General features: G+C 37.8%; 17 protein-coding genes. 9 read left to right on the forward strand and 8 right to left on the reverse strand.

Going from position 1 to position 17,367, the window contains the following annotated elements; all coding sequences use genetic code 11:
- Positions 1-7: 7 nt before the first annotated feature.
- From mgtE to metG, 4 genes are all read right to left on the reverse strand, one after another.
- Positions 8-1,360 carry a magnesium transporter gene (gene mgtE, locus HND50_11535; protein NOG45861.1) on the reverse strand — a complete coding sequence of 451 codons (1,353 nt, stop codon included), beginning with the start codon at positions 1,358-1,360 and terminating at the stop codon, positions 8-10.
- Between the two features lie 60 nt (positions 1,361-1,420).
- Positions 1,421-2,212, reverse strand: coding sequence for a ribosomal RNA small subunit methyltransferase A (gene rsmA / locus HND50_11540; GenBank protein NOG45862.1), 792 nt, complete (start codon positions 2,210-2,212; stop codon positions 1,421-1,423).
- An 85-nt stretch (positions 2,213-2,297) separates the two neighbouring features.
- On the reverse strand, positions 2,298-3,065 hold the full coding sequence (locus HND50_11545; GenBank protein NOG45863.1) for a TatD family hydrolase: 768 nt from the start codon (positions 3,063-3,065) through the stop codon (positions 2,298-2,300).
- Between the two features lie 198 nt (positions 3,066-3,263).
- Complete coding sequence (gene metG / locus HND50_11550; protein ID NOG45864.1) at positions 3,264-5,318, reverse strand: methionine--tRNA ligase; 2,055 nt, start codon at positions 5,316-5,318, stop codon at positions 3,264-3,266.
- Positions 5,319-5,465: 147 nt separating this feature from the next.
- On the opposite strand from metG, the gene HND50_11555 reads away from it, so the two are divergent.
- The 9 genes from HND50_11555 to HND50_11595 all read left to right on the forward strand — a co-directional run bounded on the left by HND50_11555 (position 5,466) and on the right by HND50_11595 (position 14,316).
- Positions 5,466-5,939, forward strand: coding sequence for a MarR family transcriptional regulator (locus HND50_11555; protein ID NOG45865.1), 474 nt, complete (start codon positions 5,466-5,468; stop codon positions 5,937-5,939).
- Between the two features lie 57 nt (positions 5,940-5,996).
- Complete coding sequence (locus HND50_11560) at positions 5,997-6,731, forward strand: beta-ketoacyl-ACP reductase (protein NOG45866.1); 735 nt, start codon at positions 5,997-5,999, stop codon at positions 6,729-6,731.
- Between the two features lie 48 nt (positions 6,732-6,779).
- Positions 6,780-7,736: a ketoacyl-ACP synthase III gene (locus tag HND50_11565; protein ID NOG45867.1), complete on the forward strand. Its 957-nt coding sequence runs from the start codon at positions 6,780-6,782 to the stop codon at positions 7,734-7,736.
- A 16-nt stretch (positions 7,737-7,752) separates the two neighbouring features.
- Positions 7,753-9,252, forward strand: a complete 1,500-nt coding sequence (locus HND50_11570; protein ID NOG45868.1) for a sodium:solute symporter — start codon at positions 7,753-7,755, stop codon at positions 9,250-9,252.
- On the forward strand, positions 9,249-10,718 hold the full coding sequence (locus HND50_11575; protein ID NOG45869.1) for a long-chain fatty acid--CoA ligase: 1,470 nt from the start codon (positions 9,249-9,251) through the stop codon (positions 10,716-10,718). The genes HND50_11570 and HND50_11575 overlap by 4 nt, the downstream gene beginning before the upstream one ends.
- 33 nt (positions 10,719-10,751) lie before the next feature.
- Positions 10,752-11,267: a hypothetical protein gene (locus HND50_11580; GenBank protein NOG45870.1), complete on the forward strand. Its 516-nt coding sequence runs from the start codon at positions 10,752-10,754 to the stop codon at positions 11,265-11,267.
- A 73-nt stretch (positions 11,268-11,340) separates the two neighbouring features.
- Positions 11,341-12,876, forward strand: coding sequence for a hypothetical protein (locus tag HND50_11585; GenBank protein NOG45871.1), 1,536 nt, complete (start codon positions 11,341-11,343; stop codon positions 12,874-12,876).
- A gap of 10 nt (positions 12,877-12,886) precedes the next feature.
- A complete protein-coding gene (locus HND50_11590) occupies positions 12,887-13,831 on the forward strand; it encodes an alpha/beta hydrolase (protein ID NOG45872.1) in 945 nt (314 codons plus the stop codon).
- Positions 13,832-13,848: 17 nt separating this feature from the next.
- Positions 13,849-14,316 carry a hypothetical protein gene (locus HND50_11595; GenBank protein NOG45873.1) on the forward strand — a complete coding sequence of 156 codons (468 nt, stop codon included), beginning with the start codon at positions 13,849-13,851 and terminating at the stop codon, positions 14,314-14,316.
- Here HND50_11595 and HND50_11600 read toward each other — a convergent pair.
- The 4 genes from HND50_11600 to HND50_11615 all read right to left on the reverse strand — a co-directional run bounded on the left by HND50_11600 (position 14,303) and on the right by HND50_11615 (position 17,164).
- Positions 14,303-15,202, reverse strand: a complete 900-nt coding sequence (locus tag HND50_11600) for an EamA family transporter (protein NOG45874.1) — start codon at positions 15,200-15,202, stop codon at positions 14,303-14,305. The two genes, HND50_11595 and HND50_11600, sit on opposite strands and share 14 nt — an antisense overlap.
- A 93-nt stretch (positions 15,203-15,295) precedes the next feature.
- The gene (locus HND50_11605) at positions 15,296-16,297 is read right to left on the reverse strand and encodes an HDOD domain-containing protein (protein NOG45875.1); all 1,002 of its coding nucleotides are present in this window, start codon (positions 16,295-16,297) and stop codon (positions 15,296-15,298) included.
- Between the two features lie 252 nt (positions 16,298-16,549).
- Complete coding sequence (locus tag HND50_11610; protein NOG45876.1) at positions 16,550-16,804, reverse strand: GIY-YIG nuclease family protein; 255 nt, start codon at positions 16,802-16,804, stop codon at positions 16,550-16,552.
- Between the two features lie 105 nt (positions 16,805-16,909).
- Positions 16,910-17,164, reverse strand: a complete 255-nt coding sequence (locus HND50_11615; GenBank protein NOG45877.1) for a GIY-YIG nuclease family protein — start codon at positions 17,162-17,164, stop codon at positions 16,910-16,912.
- Positions 17,165-17,367: the final 203 nt, after the last annotated feature.

Below are 17,367 nucleotides of genomic sequence, written 5' to 3' on the forward strand. Positions count from 1 at the left end.
TTGTACCTTAAAGGCCAACACTTAAAACATAGGTAGTTATTGAAAGATAAATCAATATCCCAATAATATCATTGGAGGTTGAGACAAGCGGAGCGGCAGCAAGGGCAGGATCAATATTGATGCGCTTGAAAAACAAGGGAACCAAAGCACCAAGCACGGTGGCGTTATTAATCACAATAAACATGGAACCCGCTAAAATAATAGCGAAAATCATTCCGGACCACCAATAAACAATCAAAAAAAGCAGAATAGAAAAGAAAGTACTGTTTAACAGGGATACACGAAATTCTTTAAAAAGCCTGCTCCCCGTATCGTGTAATTCTATATCGCCCATGGCCAAACCACGAACAACAGTTACGCTGGCCTGTTGGCCGCTGGCACCGCCCATTGCCATTACAATAGGAATAAATGCCGCAATGATCAGTTGTTGACTCGGTTCAAGATTAAACTGTTGAAGGATAAATGCTGCAATTAGTTCGCCCACAAAAGCGACCAGAAGCCATGGAATACGCGCCCGTGAAATAATAAATGCCGAATCTTCCTGAATTTCTTCATCAGGAGCACCGGAGATACGCGCCATATCTTCCGAACCTTCTTCTTCGAGAACATCAACAATATCATCGATAGTGATCCGTCCAACAAGTTTACCGGCATCGTCAACAACAGGAGCACTGATCAAATCATATTTCTTAAAGAAATTTGCAACTTCTTCCTGGTCCATGCTTACATGAATGGTCTTAATCTCCGTATCCATGATGGTGAACAGTTTGGTTCTGGCGCCGGCAAGAACAAGGTCTTTTAGGGAAACACTGCCTAAGAAATTATTGATTTTATCGACAACCCAAATATTATAAAGGTGATCAACATCTTCACTTACTTCACGGATTTTTTCGATGGTTTCATTGACACTGGAGCTGTCCGGCATTGACAAAACCTCGAGTGCCATAATTCCACCGGCCGTGTCTTCGTCAAATACAAGGAGCTCTTTTACATCATCAGAAACCTCGTCTTCCAATGTATTAAGAACACGCTCTTGCACATCTTCCGGCAGTTCGGCAACAATATCTGCAGCATCATCGGAATCCATTTCATGGATAATGGAAGAGATACGTTCATCATCAGCTTCTTCCAAAACATCTTCTGCAACAGGGGCGTCCAGTTCAGATAATACTTCGGAAGCAAGTTCGGCCGGAAGCAGTTCAAAAAGGAATTTACGCCGATCCTTTTTTAGTCGGTTAAGCACACCTTCAATATCAGATGGGTGCATATCCATCATAATATTCAGGAGCGCGCCGCTTTGCCCTGCATCGATCAAATCTTCAATGTCTGGTAAAATGCTGTCTACCTGGAGTTCAGCCATAATAAGAAAAAGAATGGATTATTGGAGTAATGAATTATTGAAAAAAATTCCAATATTCAATTATTCCATATTTTTCTTCATCCGGTTAATTGTATTGGAAAGTTCTTTAAACTCGGCGATGGTCAATTGCTCAGGTCGCCGGGTCAGGTCATAATTATCTAAAGAAGATACAATTGTTTGATCAAAAATTCTACCCAAACTGTTACGTAGCATTTTGCGGCGATAGTTAAAAGTACCACGAACGGTTTGTTTAAATAGTTTCAGGTTATCAATCCCATCGGTTCTGTCAAAAAAATTAAATTTAACAACGGCTGAATCGACTTTTGGTTCTGGTTTAAAGTTTTTCCGACCGACTTCAAACAGCCATTCCACCTGTGCAAATGTTTGTGTGAGTATGGAAAGTATGCCAAAGTCTTTTATCCCGGGTTCAGAAACAATTCGTTTAGCCACTTCTTTTTGCATCATCACTACCGCACAATCCAGCTTGGAAAAATGATCAAGCAATTTGAATAAAATCGGGCTGGTGATGTTGTAAGGTATATTGCCGATTATTTTAATATTTTTCTTTTCTTCTATAATTGAAGTAAAATCCCATTCCAAAAAATCGACATTTAGAATTACAATTTCATTTCCAAACCTGGTTGATAAATCATGTGCCCACCGTTTATCAATTTCGATCGCAAAATAATTCTTAGGTTTTTGTGAAATTATAATTTCACTCAGTACTCCCGGACCGGGACCAATTTCAATAATTGTATCTTGATTATTTATTTGCAGGGCTTTTACAATATTGCGGGCAATTGCTGGCTGGGTTAAAAAATTTTGTCCGAATTTTTTCAGGGGCTTATGCATGGGAAAACACTCTGTTGCAGGTTATGTGTTGCAAGTTGGGAGCGATATCATGGTATTTTTCTATAAATGTTGAGGCCTTGAATTTTTAAACAGTCAATCCAAATAGATGCCGTGCATTTTCGGTTGTAATCTTTGCAAGTTCTTCTACTGATAGTCCTTTTATTTCTGCAATTTTTTTTGCTGTGTGGATCACATAAGATGGTTCATTTCGTTTTCCGCGAAAAGGTACCGGTGTAATAAACGGGCTGTCAGTTTCCAGAAGCATTCTTTCAACAGGAGTATTGGCGACGAGCTCATCCGTTGTGGAGTTTTTAAATGTTACTCCACCAGTGTATGAAATATAAAAATTCGTATCCAAAGCTTTTTCTAAAATTTCTTGAGATCCGCTAAAAGAATGAAGAACACCCGATACATCGCCTGCTTTTTCTGCAACAAGAATTTTTATACAGTCTTCCTGTGATTCCCGAGTGTGAACTATAAGTGGCAGATTTACATTTCTTGCTATTTTTATTTGTCTTTTAAAAGCTGCTTTTTGTGTGTCTTTATCTGTGTACATGCGGTAATAGTCCAGGCCTACTTCGCCGATTGCAATCACCTTTTCATTCTTTGCAAGTTTTTCGATTTCAGAATAATCTTTATCTTCAGCCTCTGCGCAATCCGATGGATGAATACCGACCGCCGCATAGATTGAAGCATAGTTTTCAGCAAAACGGATAGCTTGTTTCGAAGTATCAAGACTGGTGCCAATGGTTATTATGGCTGATAATTTATTTTCTATGGCCCGTTGAATGACAGCATCCCTGTCATCATCAAAAGAAGCAAAGTCAAGGTGGGCGTGTGTATCAATAAACATATTTATCCTTAAATGTGTATTCTCTTTAAAAAGTCTCCCCAATACAAATGAAGTTGTTTGCTGAATATCTTAAACTCGCAACCAAAATGGGGAATGGTTCACCTTCGCTCACCATGAAGATCACTTTCTTCATCACGAGCGGAGACGAGGGATATTTTTTACTTATTCAATAAGTAAGCTTTCAAATTTTCTTTAAATCTAACTTATGCAACTGCCGGAGGGAATTTCCTGCATAACCGTTAACAGGCTTAGCTTACTATCGTTTTCTGAGGTTAGTAACATACCGCGAGATTCAACGCCTCGTATTTTCACCGGCTTTAGATTGGCTATAACAACCACGTTTTTGCCAACCAGCTCTTCGGCAGAATATTGCTCGGCTATGCCGCTTACAATTGTCCTTTCTTCTTGCCCAAGTTCCACAGTAAGTTTTAACAACCGATTAGTTTTCGGTACTTTTTCGCAATGGATTACTTTTGCCACCCTTAAATCAAGTTTCCCAAAATCATCAAATTCGATGGTTTCTTTGAACTCAGGTAAATTAGTATCCGCTGCTTTTTCCGGTTCCTGATTGTCTTTCAATTTTTTTATCTCTTCTTCAATCGGTTCATCTTCAATTTTAGCAAATAAAATTTCGGGTTGATTTATTTTATGGCCTGTTTCTAAAGTCTGGTTTGCTGCTTTATCCCACTCTTCTTGCTGTGCTATGTTTAGTAGTACCCGGATTTTTTCCGAAGTAAAAGGTAACAAAGGATCAAATAAAATTCCTAAAGCACGCACAGTTTGCAGACATAAGTGAATTGTTGTGGCACAATCATCAGGATTCTCTTTCCGTGTTTTCCAGGGCTCTTTATCATTAAAATATTTATTCGCAAAACGTGCCAAATCCATGGCTTCCCGAACATAGTTTTTATATTGATGTGAGTTTATAATCCCACCCAAATTTTGCGGAGCTGCTTCTAATTTTTTTATCAGTTCCTTGTCAAGATCTGAAAGTTCTCCCAATTGAGGTAGTTTACCATCAAAATATTTGTGGCAAAATATTGCTGAACGGTTAATAAAATTCCCCAGAATATCAGCAAGCTCATTATTATGTCTGGCCTGAAAATCTTTCCAGGAGAAGTCTGAATCTTTTGTTTCCGGCATTATACTGGCCAAACAATAACGCAAAGAATCCGGTTCAAAATTTTCCAGATATTTATCGAGCCAGACGGCATAATCACGGCTCGTGGAAAGTTTATCGCCTTCAAGATTTAAAAATTCATTAGCCGGTACATTTTCCGGCAGTACATATTGGCCATGAGCTTTTAACATTGCCGGAAAAATTAAACAGTGAAAGACAATATTATCTTTTCCAATAAAATGGATCAGGCGCGTATCCTGCTCTTGCCAGTATTTTTTCCATAAGTCAGGATCGCCTTTTTGCTCAGCCCATTCACGGCTGGCAGAGATATATCCAATCGGGGCATCAAACCAGACATATAAAACTTTTCCGTTTGCATCGGTCCCGGCCTGTTCAGCAACTTTTTTTGGAACGGGAACACCCCATGGCAAGTCTCTTGTTACTGCACGGTCACGCAGCCCATCTTTAAACCAGCTTTTAATCTGGCCCAAAGCGTTTGGCTTCCAATCTGAGTGTTGGTCAATCCATTTTTCAAGTTCAGGTTGGTATTTTTCCAGCGGAAGGAACCAGTGTGTTGTCTCTTTCATTACTGGTTTTGCATTTGTAATGGCGCTTCTCGGATTTATTAAATCTTGTGGGGAAAGGGAAGTACCGCAGTTTTCGCACTGGTCGCCATAGGCTTCTTCATATTTACATTTTGGGCATGTGCCACGAACAAATCGATCTGCCAAAAAAATACCGGCTTCAGGATCGTAAAGTTGCTCTTCTTTTTTAAGCACAAATTCATCTTTGCCTGCCAAAGTATTAAAAAAATCCTGGCTCGTCTCATGGTGGACTTTTGAGGATGTTCGCCCATAATAATCAAAACCAATCCCGAACTTTTTAAAACTTTCTTTTATGATTTTATGGTAGCGGTCTACAATTTCCTGTGGCGCAACGCCTTCTTTTCGGGCGCGAAGCATAATAGGGACACCGTGTTCATCAGAACCGCAAATATAAACGATGTCATTTTTTTTCAGGCGATGGTAGCGCACAAAAATATCTGCCGGCAAATATGCTCCGGCAAGGTGGCCAAGATGGATTGGTCCATTAGCGTAGGGTAAAGCACTGGTTACAAGTATCTTTTCTGGCAAACTATTTCTCCGGGATATTACGAACAGGAAGATGGAATTTATCGAGGCGAACAGAATTATGCAAAAGAATGTACTCTTTAAAAATATTTGCTTTTTTATATATGTGATAATAGATTTTAAACGTTTGAAAAAAACCAAATCTTCCAAATGTCAAATATTTCTTTAAAACAAGAATTCATCCAGGACTATGGTGAAGGCTATCATCATTTTGGGCTTCCAAAGCTGATGGGCCGGATTGTAGGATTGCTTTTATACGAAGGCAAGCCACTTACCCTTGATTATATTACCAAAGAATTAAATGTTAGCAAAGGACCGGTAAGCCAAATAACCCGGCGTTTACGTGAACATGCTTTAATTCAACGGAAATGGATTCCCGGTGACCGTAAAGATTATTATGAAACGGTTGAGGACATTTTTGGAAAAGCATTTTTAAATCGCATTTCTCTAATGCATGGAAACTTAGAACTGGCTGAAAAATATTGTTTAAAGCTGGCTGCAGTAAAAGAGGATGAAGATCTAAAACTTTTTAAAAAGAATATTGAAGATATGAAAAGCTTTTACACATTGATGATTAAACACTATAATAATTTTCTGGAAGAGTGGACTGAATCTCAGAAATAAAAAATTTTACAACGAATGTTTGAAAAAAATCAAACGTTCAAAACGATATGAGGTAAGATGGAAAGATTAAAAGATAAAGTAGCAATAATTACCGGTGGAGCCCAGGGAATTGGTGCTATCACAGCCGCAAAATTTTTAATTGAAAAAGCACATGTAATTATTTGGGATGTGAATAATGAGGCCGGCGAAGCTGTAGCGGCCAATCTTGGTGCAAACGCATCTTTTATGAAAGTAAATGTTTCTGATAAAGAACAAGTTGAAAAAGCTGTATCTGAAGTTTTAGAAAAATATAATAAAATAGATATTTTGATTAATAACGCAGGTATTACACGTGATTCCATGTTTCATAAAATGGAAGAGCAGCAATGGGATCAGGTTATTGACATAAACCTGAAGGGTGTTTTTTTATGTGGCCAGTCAGTCGCAAAAGTTATGCGCGAACAGGGTAATGGTGTAATTATTAACACGAGTTCGGTTGTGGCGCATAATGGTAATTTTGGTCAGAGCAATTATGTTGCAGCAAAATCCGGTATAATTGGAATGACCAAAGTATGGGCAAGGGAGCTTGGTGGCAAGGGCGTTCGTGTAAATGCGGTTGCACCGGGTTTTATTGCAACAGAAATGGTTAAATCTGTGCCTGCAAAAGTTATTTCTATGTTAGAAGAAAAGACGCCTTTGGGCAGACTTGGCAATCCTGAAGATATAGCAAATGCTTATCTGTTTTTATCATCGGATGAGGCGGCGTATGTGACCGGAGCAGTTCTAAATGTTGATGGCGGTTTGGTTTTATAATTTGATAAAAGGATTATTTTGAGAAATGCATTTATTGCGGCTACAGGAATGGCCGCTCCAGAGCGAGTAATAAAAAACAGCTATTTTGATAAGCTTCTTGGTGAGGATGTAAGTACCTGGCTGGAAGAAAATCTTACTATAAAAGAAAGGCGCTGGCTGGGAGAAAATGAAAGCACAATTGATTTGTGTGAAAATGCTGCCAACTCGGTTATAGCCAAATCTGGAATTAATGTTACAGACCTTGACCTGATAATTATCTCAACAGACACACCGGAGTTTATTTCGCCAAGTACTTCGTCCGTTTTGCAACACCGACTTGGAGCCGCAAAGGCAGGAACATTTGATATTAATACTGCCTGTGCAGGATTTGTAACAGCTCTTGATGTTGGGGCAAAATACATCCGTGCTGATGAAAACTATAATAATGTTTTGGTAATTGGTGCATATGCCATGTCTAAATTTTTGAATAAAACCGATAAAAAAACAGTGACGCTTTTTGCAGATGGCGCCGGTGCGGTTCTTTTGCAAAGCACAACAGAAGAAAAAGGTTTTCTTGGATCATTGTTACACACAGAAGGCCAATATAATGGCTGGATGGGCATATATGGCGGTGGTTCTGCAAAACCAATTTCGCCAGACGTTGTAGACAACAAAGATCATCTTTTAAAATTTGTAAAAAAGTTTCCAAAAGAAATAAATCCGGAAACCTGGTCAAAAATGATTTCGGATTTAAGCAATAGGATTGGTACTTCAGTTAGTGATATTAATAATATCTTTTTTACTCAAATTAATATTAACAGTATCCGCGAAACGATGGGCAAACTTGATTTACCAATGAATAAAACCCATATGGTGATGGACCGTTTTGCTTATACGGGTTCTGCATGTATACCTATGGCTCTATCGGATGCAAATGATAACGGAAAATTGAAATCGAATGATCTTGTCTTTTTTATGGGATCAGGTGGTGGTTTGGCTTTTGCGTGTGCAGCTTTTCGTTGGTAAATAACGGGAAATAATTATGGCAACAAATGGTTTTGGTTTAGCCGGTTGGATATTAATCGCGCTTTTTGCAGGTGCAACGCTTTTTTTTGTAATTCGCGGTGCACTTAAAATTAAAAGCATGTCGGATTATGCATTGGGAAGTGTAAACTTTTCACCGGTTGCAGTAGGTCTGGCTCTTGCCGCATCGATGACCAGTGCCGCAACCTTTATAATTAATCCGGGATTTGTTGCCTTATATGGAATAAGCGGTGTTATCTCTTACGCCGTCGTTCTGCCTATTGCTGCTGTGGTTTCACTGGTTTTACTTTCCAAAAGTTTTCGCAAGCATGGCAGCAATGTTAAAGCCTTAAGCATGGCACAATGGATGGGAACTCGTTACAAAAGTCCCGGCTACTCTCTTTTCTTTGCATTTTTGGCACTTCTCTTAATTACTTTTATAGTTCTGATTTGTGTTGGTCTCACAAAAGTTCTTTCCAAAACTCTTGATATTTCAGAAATGGCTGCTTTGATTTCCATCGTGGTTTTCATTTTTGGATATATGATGTTTGGCGGCGCAAATTCCATGGTTTATACAAATACCATGCAAGCTGTCTTAATGCTTGTTGTTGCTTTTATTCTTTTAGGTTCAGGATATGAGCATTTCCGTGAAGGGGTATTCGGCTTTATTGATAAGCTAAAACAAATCGATCCAATGCTGGCACAAAGCACCAATACAGCCAGTTTCCTGTTTCGCGATTACTTTGAAATTATTGTTGCTCAAATCATTGTTGGTGTTGCAATAGTTTGCCAACCACACATCATTACAAAATCCCTTTTACTTAAATCAGACAAAGATGTAAATCGTTTTTTAACAGTTGCCGTTATAACAGAGTTAATTTTTTTCCTGGTTGTGATAACCGGATTATATGCCCGGATAAGTTTTCCGGATTTAACACTTAATGGCGAAGCTTTGAAGATGGATGGAATAATATCTGCATATGTTATTATGGAATTTCCAGTTTATATAGGATTGGTCGTGGTGCTCGGACTAATTTCTGCGGGGATTTCTACACTCGAAGGTTTGATCCAGGCATTGGCAACCACCATTACAAATGATATTATCCGCCCGCTATCTGCAAAATTTAAAAATATTAACCTGGAAGAAAAACAAAGTATTTTCATAAACAAAACAGTGATTATATTTTTAGCGGTAGTTTCAATTTTTCTCTCTTACGACCAATTAATAAATCCAAAACTAAGTGTTGCTATTTTTGCCCAGAATGGTGTTTATGCTTATTTCGCTGCAGCATTTGTACCCATTCTGTTTGGTATGTTTATAAAAGATATGTCAAAAGCTGTCCCGATTGCGGCCTCTATCTCAGCGATTGTAATTCATTTTACAATGTACTACGGTAAAATTTCAATCCCATTTTCACTTTCAACAGGAGAAAACCCGGGAGTTGCGGCGGCAGTTGCAATTGTAGCATCACTAGTCGTTGGCATGATTGTATTAAAGTTTAACAGGAGCCGGGCATGACACATTTTGACTGGCTGGAAAAGTGGGCGCTATACACACCGGATAAAGTGGTTTTTCGGGAGCACAAACGCGACTTGGAATGGAGTTATAGAATTTTCAACAACCGTGTTTCCAATCTTGCTGTTTATTTACGTGATGAATTAAAAGTAAAAAAGGGAGACCGGGTTGCAGTTTATTCAAAAAATCGCGCTGAGTATGTCTTTTTATTTTTTGCATGTATCAAGATTGGGGCAATCCTTGTTCCATTAAACTTCCGTTTAACAGCAGCAGAAACAAAAATTCTTTTTGAAGATGCCGAACCGCACGTTTTGTTTTATGAAAATGAGTTCACAGCACAGGTACAGGATTTTAATAAAACTAAAATTGAGATTGATAATCTGGAAAAATTTCTGACTAATTCATTTGATAGTTCGGAAATTTCAACTTCTCATATCACAGAAAATGATGTTGTTATGATCCTCTATACATCGGGGACAACAGGTGTTCCTAAAGGGGCAATGATAACCCATAAAATGTTGTACTGGAATTCGATAAATACTGCATTAAGGTTGGACTTAACATCCGCTGATCATACACAAAGTTACGCACCACTGTTTCACACTGGTGGTTGGAATGTTTTACTGACACCTTTTATACATCATGGCGCATCGCATACAATTTTAACTGAGTTCGATACAGATTTAATCTTGAGACTGATTGAAAAAGAAAAATCTACCATTTTGTTTGGTGTTCCAACCATGATGCAAATGCTGGCTGATTCGGCTCTTTTTGACAAGATCGATTTATCTTCTGTTCGATATGCGGTTGTCGGCGGTGCTCCAATGTCCAAACCATTAATTGATGCCTGGCATGAGAGAGGTGTTTTTATCCGCCAGGGTTATGGCCTCACTGAAGTTGGCCCAAACTGTTTTTCACTCCATCATGGAGATGCAATTCGCAAGAAGGGTTCCATCGGTTTTCCAAATTTTTACATTGATGCAAAAGTAATGGCAGATAGTAAAGAATGCACGGCAAATGAAATTGGTGAGTTATGGTTAAAATCTCCGGTTGTCACACCCGGATATTGGAGAAATCCGGAAGCGTCAAAGCAAGCTATAACCGATGATTGGTTTCATACGGGTGATATTGTGCGCTTTGATGAAGAAGGATATTATTATGTAGTTGACCGCAAAAAAAATATGTTTATCAGCGGTGGTGAAAATGTTTATCCGGCAGAAGTGGAAAAGTTTTTGTACACGCATACCAACATTAAAGAAGTTGCGGTTTTGGGTGTTCCAGATGAAAAATGGGGCGAAGTTGGGAAAGCATTTGTTGTTTTAAAAGAGGGCAGTGACTTTGATGAAAACACGATGATGGATTTTTGTAAAGGCAGTCTGGCAAAATTCAAGATCCCTAAACATGTTAAGCTAATTGAAGAATTACCAAAAAATGCAGCGGGCAAAATTGACCGTTTAAAACTTAAATAATCAATTACCAAACAACCAAGAAGGAGGATTCTCATGAATCAATTTTTAAGATTATTTGCACTTTTAGTTTCTGTTTCCATGTTATTATTTGCTGTTAGTTGCAGCGAAAGTGACAGTGGAACAGATAGTAATGGCGATGACGCAGAAGCCTGGGTAGGAAAATGGCTAAGCGCGGGTGATAATATTGCACCTTTGTTAACATCTTTTAGCATTGACTCAATTTATGTTACGATGAATGAAGATGGCTCAATTGTTCTGGATCAGCATGTTATTGGAGCTGGCTGGTCTACAAACAGTGGAACTTACTCTGTTACAAAAAGCGCCACTGGAGATGTACATTCAATTTCTATCTCATATAGTTCTCCTTCGTTTGATCAGGGAGGAATTATTGAAGTAACAGAAGGTACTTCGGCTACAATGCAGCTTGAAGTTGTACAAACAAACCCAGATATTGGCGCAGTTCCCCCAACTGTAACAGCCGGCTTTGGCAGCACAAATGGTGGAGCTTTAGGAACAATAAATATTCAGAATTATGTAGCGGTAGAATAGATTACAATGCCGGCTCTTTTTCTAAAAGAGTCGGCTGTTCTATTTTGTTAAACTTAGATCAAAGAGAATGATCATGAAAAAATTGCTGGCTTTTTACTTAATAATGTCTTTTGGCTTTCTATTGGCACAATCCACAAATGAATTTGCAGAAGACAAAAATGATCGTGATAAAGATGAGTTTACTTTTATTGGTTATTATTTTATTCGATCAGAAGCATCGAATGTAGCACCTACAAATGAGTTTTTAAAAGGACAGGTTGTAGGCCGTTTGTTCGGTGGAAATACAACTGTAACCGGAAAGAAAAAGTTATCATCATATACCGAGCAGCGTTTTATCCCGCTGATTGCCTATTCACCACGCCTCTTTGATGGCTGGGCCAAAATGCGCATGTCATTTGAATTTGACTGGACATGGGGCGATGCTAATTATGGTGCAGGAGGAAACTTTGGTGGTGGTTTTGGGGCAGATTTTGTAAATATGCAAACACAGAATCTTTTTATCGAATTTCGCCCGCAAAAAAATCTGTTTATTAATGCAGGTTTAACCCGCTTGTTTGATAACATTAATGTGCCGTCTTATACATTCACAAATGTTTTAGTTAATACTGGTTACAGATTGGCTTTTTGGGGATCTGATGCAACAGGAATAGCTTCGCATTACCTTCTGCCGAACCAGAGATTTAAAGCAGGTGTTTACCAATTATATGAAAACAATGTTGACCATAATGATGATGTGATTTTTCATGAATTCGATTACGAATATGATTTAGATATTGTTAACAGTATTGGATTTTCATTTTGGTATTTAAAAGACAGGGCCAATGGTGAAGGTGGTGTTTCGATTTTGGGGCAGGGCCTTAGTTCAGGTTTAAGTAATTACAATGGCGTTTTCAATTTCAATTTTGGTAACGAATCTTATAAGGCAGATGTGTTCTGGCTTGGATCTCACTTCCATGGAAATCCACTTTTAAATCAAGGTCGTTTTGGATACAGTGGTTTCGGGATTATGAACTTTGGATCAGCAGTTTCAAAATCACACGATGTTGACATAATGGGATATGCAGGGAATCTTAGGCTTGCCTATAAATATGGTAAAAACAGCAATGATTTTGTAGCTCTCGATGGTGTTTTTAGCACAGGTGACACAGAAAATATAGAAGACGGCAAGTACACTGGTATCTTAACGGGAAATAACTGGACAGCTCCGGGAGCAGTCTTTTTTAGCCATGGATTATATCTACTTTTGCCGCATGGAAATGTTGTAAATCGTTTTAATGCTGCCGTTATTGATATTCAAAATGTTGGTTATGGATTAACAGCCGCATCTCTTACCGGATCGTATGATATTATTCCAAACAAGTTTAAAGCCAAGATTGGTTTGGGAAGCGGATTGTCAAATGTCTCTCCTTTTGAAGGTGGCAACATGGTTGGTTCAGAGATTAATTTAAATTTGTTGTATCGACCAAAAGTTTTTATGGATTTAGAATTACACCTGGCCTATCTGAAATTGGGTGACTTCTTTGACTCACCATTATTAAATGGAGATCGCACCTCACGCCCGGAAGATCCGTGGACAGCTTTTGTAACAATGAAATGGATAATGTTTTAGGAGACGGTTTATGAAACGAGTAACTATTTTATTTATTATAAGTTTGGTTTTTTCTATGAGTTGTTCAACAAGCCGTTTTTATGATTTGCCTACTGCGGAATTTGAAGATTTTGACTACGGTTATAAAACAAAATATTTCCAGATTAAAAATATTAAGGTGGCTGCAATTGATGAAGGCTCTTCGGATAACTTGGTTATATTAATTCATGGATTAGGCAGCAATGCAAAAGGCTGGATAAAAAATATTCCTGAGCTGGCAAAAAAACATCGTGTTATCGCTTTAGATCTTCCAGGATATGGCAAATCTCAAAAAGGCCATTTTCAATTTACAATGGATTTTTACGCCGACATCATAAAGCTGTTATCAGAAAAAGTATCGCATAAATCTTTAACATTGGTTGGACATTCAATGGGCGGCCAAATTGCAATCACCACAGCCTTAAATTATCCAAAGCTTGTAAGCAATCTTGTATTAATATCTCCGGCAGGGATTGAAACTTTTACCGAAGGTGAAGCCGCCTGGTTTAAAAAAGTAGTGACGCCGGATCTTATAAAAGATACACCGATACGTTCAATTGATGTTAACCTCAAATCAAACTTTTATGAGTACCCTGAAGATGCGGAATTTATGATTACGGAGCGTATCCAAATGCGCAGGGCCGATGGTTTTGATCTTTATTGTTATGCGGTTGCAGAAAATGTGGCAGCAATGGTTGATGGGCCGGTTTATGAACGGTTGGATGAGATTAAACAACCGACCTTAATTCTGTTTGGCGAAAATGATCAGTTGATCCCGAATCCATATCTTCATGGCGGGTTTACAAAAGATATTGCTGAAATTGCAGAATCTGAAATCACTGATTCAGAATTGATAGTGATACCTGAATGTGGCCATTTTGTGCAGTTTGAAAAGGCCGAACGGGTTAATAAGGCGATTGTTGAGTTTTTGAATTAGAAGCATTAGCTTCTTTTATGAAACTATTTGTGCTAACCGGCCCAATACAAACTGGAAAAACAACTCGTCTGGTTGAATGGCAAAGAAATCGATCCGATGTTGATGGAATTCTTGCGCCTGTAATTTATGGCCAAAGACATCTTTTGCATATTTCAAGTCAGGAAAAGCGTTCCCTGGAAAACCCGTCTAAAAAGAAGGATCAGGAAAAAGTTGGCCGGTTTGTATTTAGCAAAGCTGTTTTTAAATGGGCACAAGAGAAGCTATTAAATTTTAATACTTTAGAATATGATTGGCTTATTATTGATGAGATTGGGCCTTTGGAATTAAATAGAAAGGGACTGGAGCCCTCAATATCCAGTTTGCTTAATAAGCTTGCGACCAAAGATATAAATATTCTTTTTGTTATTCGGGAAGGGCTTGTTGAAAAAGTATTAGAGCATTATATGATCGACCGGAAAAATGTTAAAGAATTTATTTTTCAATAACCGTTTTTGTCTCAATATCCCGTACAAACCAAATTCCCGTAAAAATAATTACCATTCCTAAAACTAATTCCCAAGAAAGAGACTCATCTAAAAACATCCAACCCCAGACTAGGGCGAGTGGAGGTGTTATAAAAGTTATTGAAGACATCATTATTGCCGAAGTATTTTTCAGCATCCAAAAATAAATAACAAAAGCGATTGCAGTTCCAAATATTGCCAGATAAAACAAAGAAAAAATAGCCATCCCTGTAAATTGAACATCACCAAAAGATTCGGAAAAAATTGAAATAAATATGAAGCTTAAACTGGCATAAAGCAACGGCAATGTATTAAGTGTAATGGGATGAAATTTCTTAACAGCTCTTTTTCCAAGAATTGTACCATATGAGGAGAATAAGGGGCTAAGTAATATTCCTATCATAGCTAAAGTCTGAAAAGAGTTTTCAAAACCGATTTCAATTTGTCCTCCGAAAATCACAATAGTCCCAATCAATCCTGCGAAAATCCCAATTATTTTCCTTATGGTTAGTTTTTCACCCGGCAACATTTTAAGCGACAAAACGGCGGTATAAAATGGCATCACTGAAAACAGAACACTCGTTAAACCAGAATCAATGTATTGTTCTCCCCAATAAACAAGTCCATACGATATGGTAAAAATAGCTTGTCCAAATAAAAGAAAGAACAAGTGTGATTTAAGGTCTTTGGGAAATTTTAGTTTTAATATTATGGCATAAACACTTAAAGCTAAGAAAGCAATAAAAAAGCGTATTCCGGCGCTTAAAAATGGTGGCATTGTTTCCAGGCCTATCTTTATAAACAACCAGGTAGAGCTCCATATTAGACAAAGTATGATAAATCCAAGAAAGGAAAGGTTAAATTTCAAAATAGTGACAATTCGTATAAAGTTTGGGTTTCTGCTAAATATTATTTGAAGGTGTGAAGGTAAAAATTGTTTTAGATCTAATCAACAAAGTAGTCAATTATTCTGCGCAAATTCCATGGTTTGGAGCCGGGACTCACTGTTTTTAAAATCTGAAAAAAGCTTATTGTGCTTACTAAGCAATAATTCTAATTCGAAATCGGCATTGCCTTTAATTTGTTCAAACGGAAGAAGTGGTTCCATACTCTGGTTCATGCTTTCTACCTGGCCCATTACTAAATGTGGAATGGAATGCAAAATATCTTCTGCTTCCGGGACTGATTTGTATTGATGAAATAACCGGCCATATTCTCTTTTAAACTGTGCGATTTTTACTGCTTTATTCCATCCTAAAAAAATATCAGCAACAATTCCGCCGAGATATGATTGTTTTACAATCGCATTAAAGTCCGGGCCAAAATTTTTCTTAAAAGATAGCTTTAAATTATTTTGGTAGCGTATGGCCAATACGATTTCTTGTGGTAATTTCCATTTTTCAGCAATGATTGATCCTGCTTGGGCCTGGGTAATTTTTAATTTGTTTTTTTCAACCAAGGCCAGTTTTACACCATACTCTTTAGCTTCTTCAATAATTTTTAAATAATCCTTCCCCAGGTAAAACATAAATACAAATGCGCCAAGATTTTGTAATAATGATGCTATAAATGCCTCGGATCGATTTTTAATTTTTGTAATGTCCGATAAAAAATTACAGGCAATCCCTGCACAAAGTGAACGATAAAATAGAGAACTGTATGGTAGCAATTCCTGTTGTGGAAAAAGCTTATTAAATGAAACCATCAAAGTTATATCACGCATTGTTCGGATTCCCAAAATAGATACAGCCTGATAAATATTACTAATCGGAGAATTAAGCTTGTAATATCCTGAGTTAACATTTTTTAAGATACGCGTAACCATGGAGCTATCTGTTTCAATAAGTTTCGCAACCGAATGTAATGAAACATCTTCTTTACTCATCAGCTGGTTTAGCTGAAACGTAATATTTGGAAGCGTAGGGAAATCCTCAGCTTCTTCAATTATTTTAATAATATCCATTTCTAATTTCTTAATTTGGGATTTATTAAATTTCGATAAAAATCGAGGGAACTTTAAAGTATAATCGTTATCGGTTAAAAAAATGGAGGCCGTTTAAAAAGTAATACCAATTTCCTGGAAAATGTTCCTGGGGTAGGTCAAATTTTAGAAAAGTTAACAAACAAAAAACGCCCGGTAGAATTACCAGGCTTTGTAGTCCCAATCCCGATTTATCGGGAGAACCCCTGTCGTCCACGATGCAATCGGGATGTCCTATGCCTCTGTCTGTGTGAATGATTTAAGAGTTTCTTTTCTGCTTTTTAGATTTTTGATCCTTCTTTCTTCCTTCATGGCTTCCTTGCGAGTGGTATAAGTTTTATAGGCTATCAGTTTCCATGGTCGTCTATTTTTAGTGTATTTACATCTTCCAGCATTGTGATAATTATTGACCCTTTCATCAATATTGTTGGTTTGTCCAATATAATATGTACCAAACTCAACCGACTCAATCAGGTAAACGTAGAACATAATACTCCTAAAACAAAAAAAAGCCCGGTAAAATTACCAGGCTTTGTAGTCCCAATCCCGATTTATCGGGAGAACCCCTGTCGTCCACGATGCAATCGGGATGTCCTATGCCTCTGTCAGCCCGAAAGATTTTAATGTTTCTTTTCTGCTTTTTAGATTTTTGATCCTTCTTTCTTCCCTCATGGCTTCACTGCGGGTGGTATAAGTTTTATAGGCTATCAGTTTCCATGGTCGTCTATTTTTAGTGTATTTGCATCTTCCAGCATTGTGATAATTATTGACCCTTTCATCAATATTGTTGGTTTGCCCAATATAATATGTACCAGTCTCAACCGACTCAATCAGGTAAACGTAGAACATAATACTCCTAAAACAAAAAAAGCCGGTAAATTTACCAGGCTTTGTAGTCCCAATCCCGATTTATCGGGAGAACCCTTGTCGTCCACGATGCAATCGGGATGTCCTATGCCTCTGTCAGCCCGAAAGATTTTAATGTTTCTTTTCTGCTTTTTAGATTTTTGATCCTTCTTTCTTCCCTCATGGCTTCACTGCGGGTGGTATAA

It is taken from the genome of Calditrichota bacterium (assembly GCA_013112635.1).
Lineage (GTDB): Bacteria > Calditrichota > Calditrichia > Calditrichales > J004 > JABFGF01.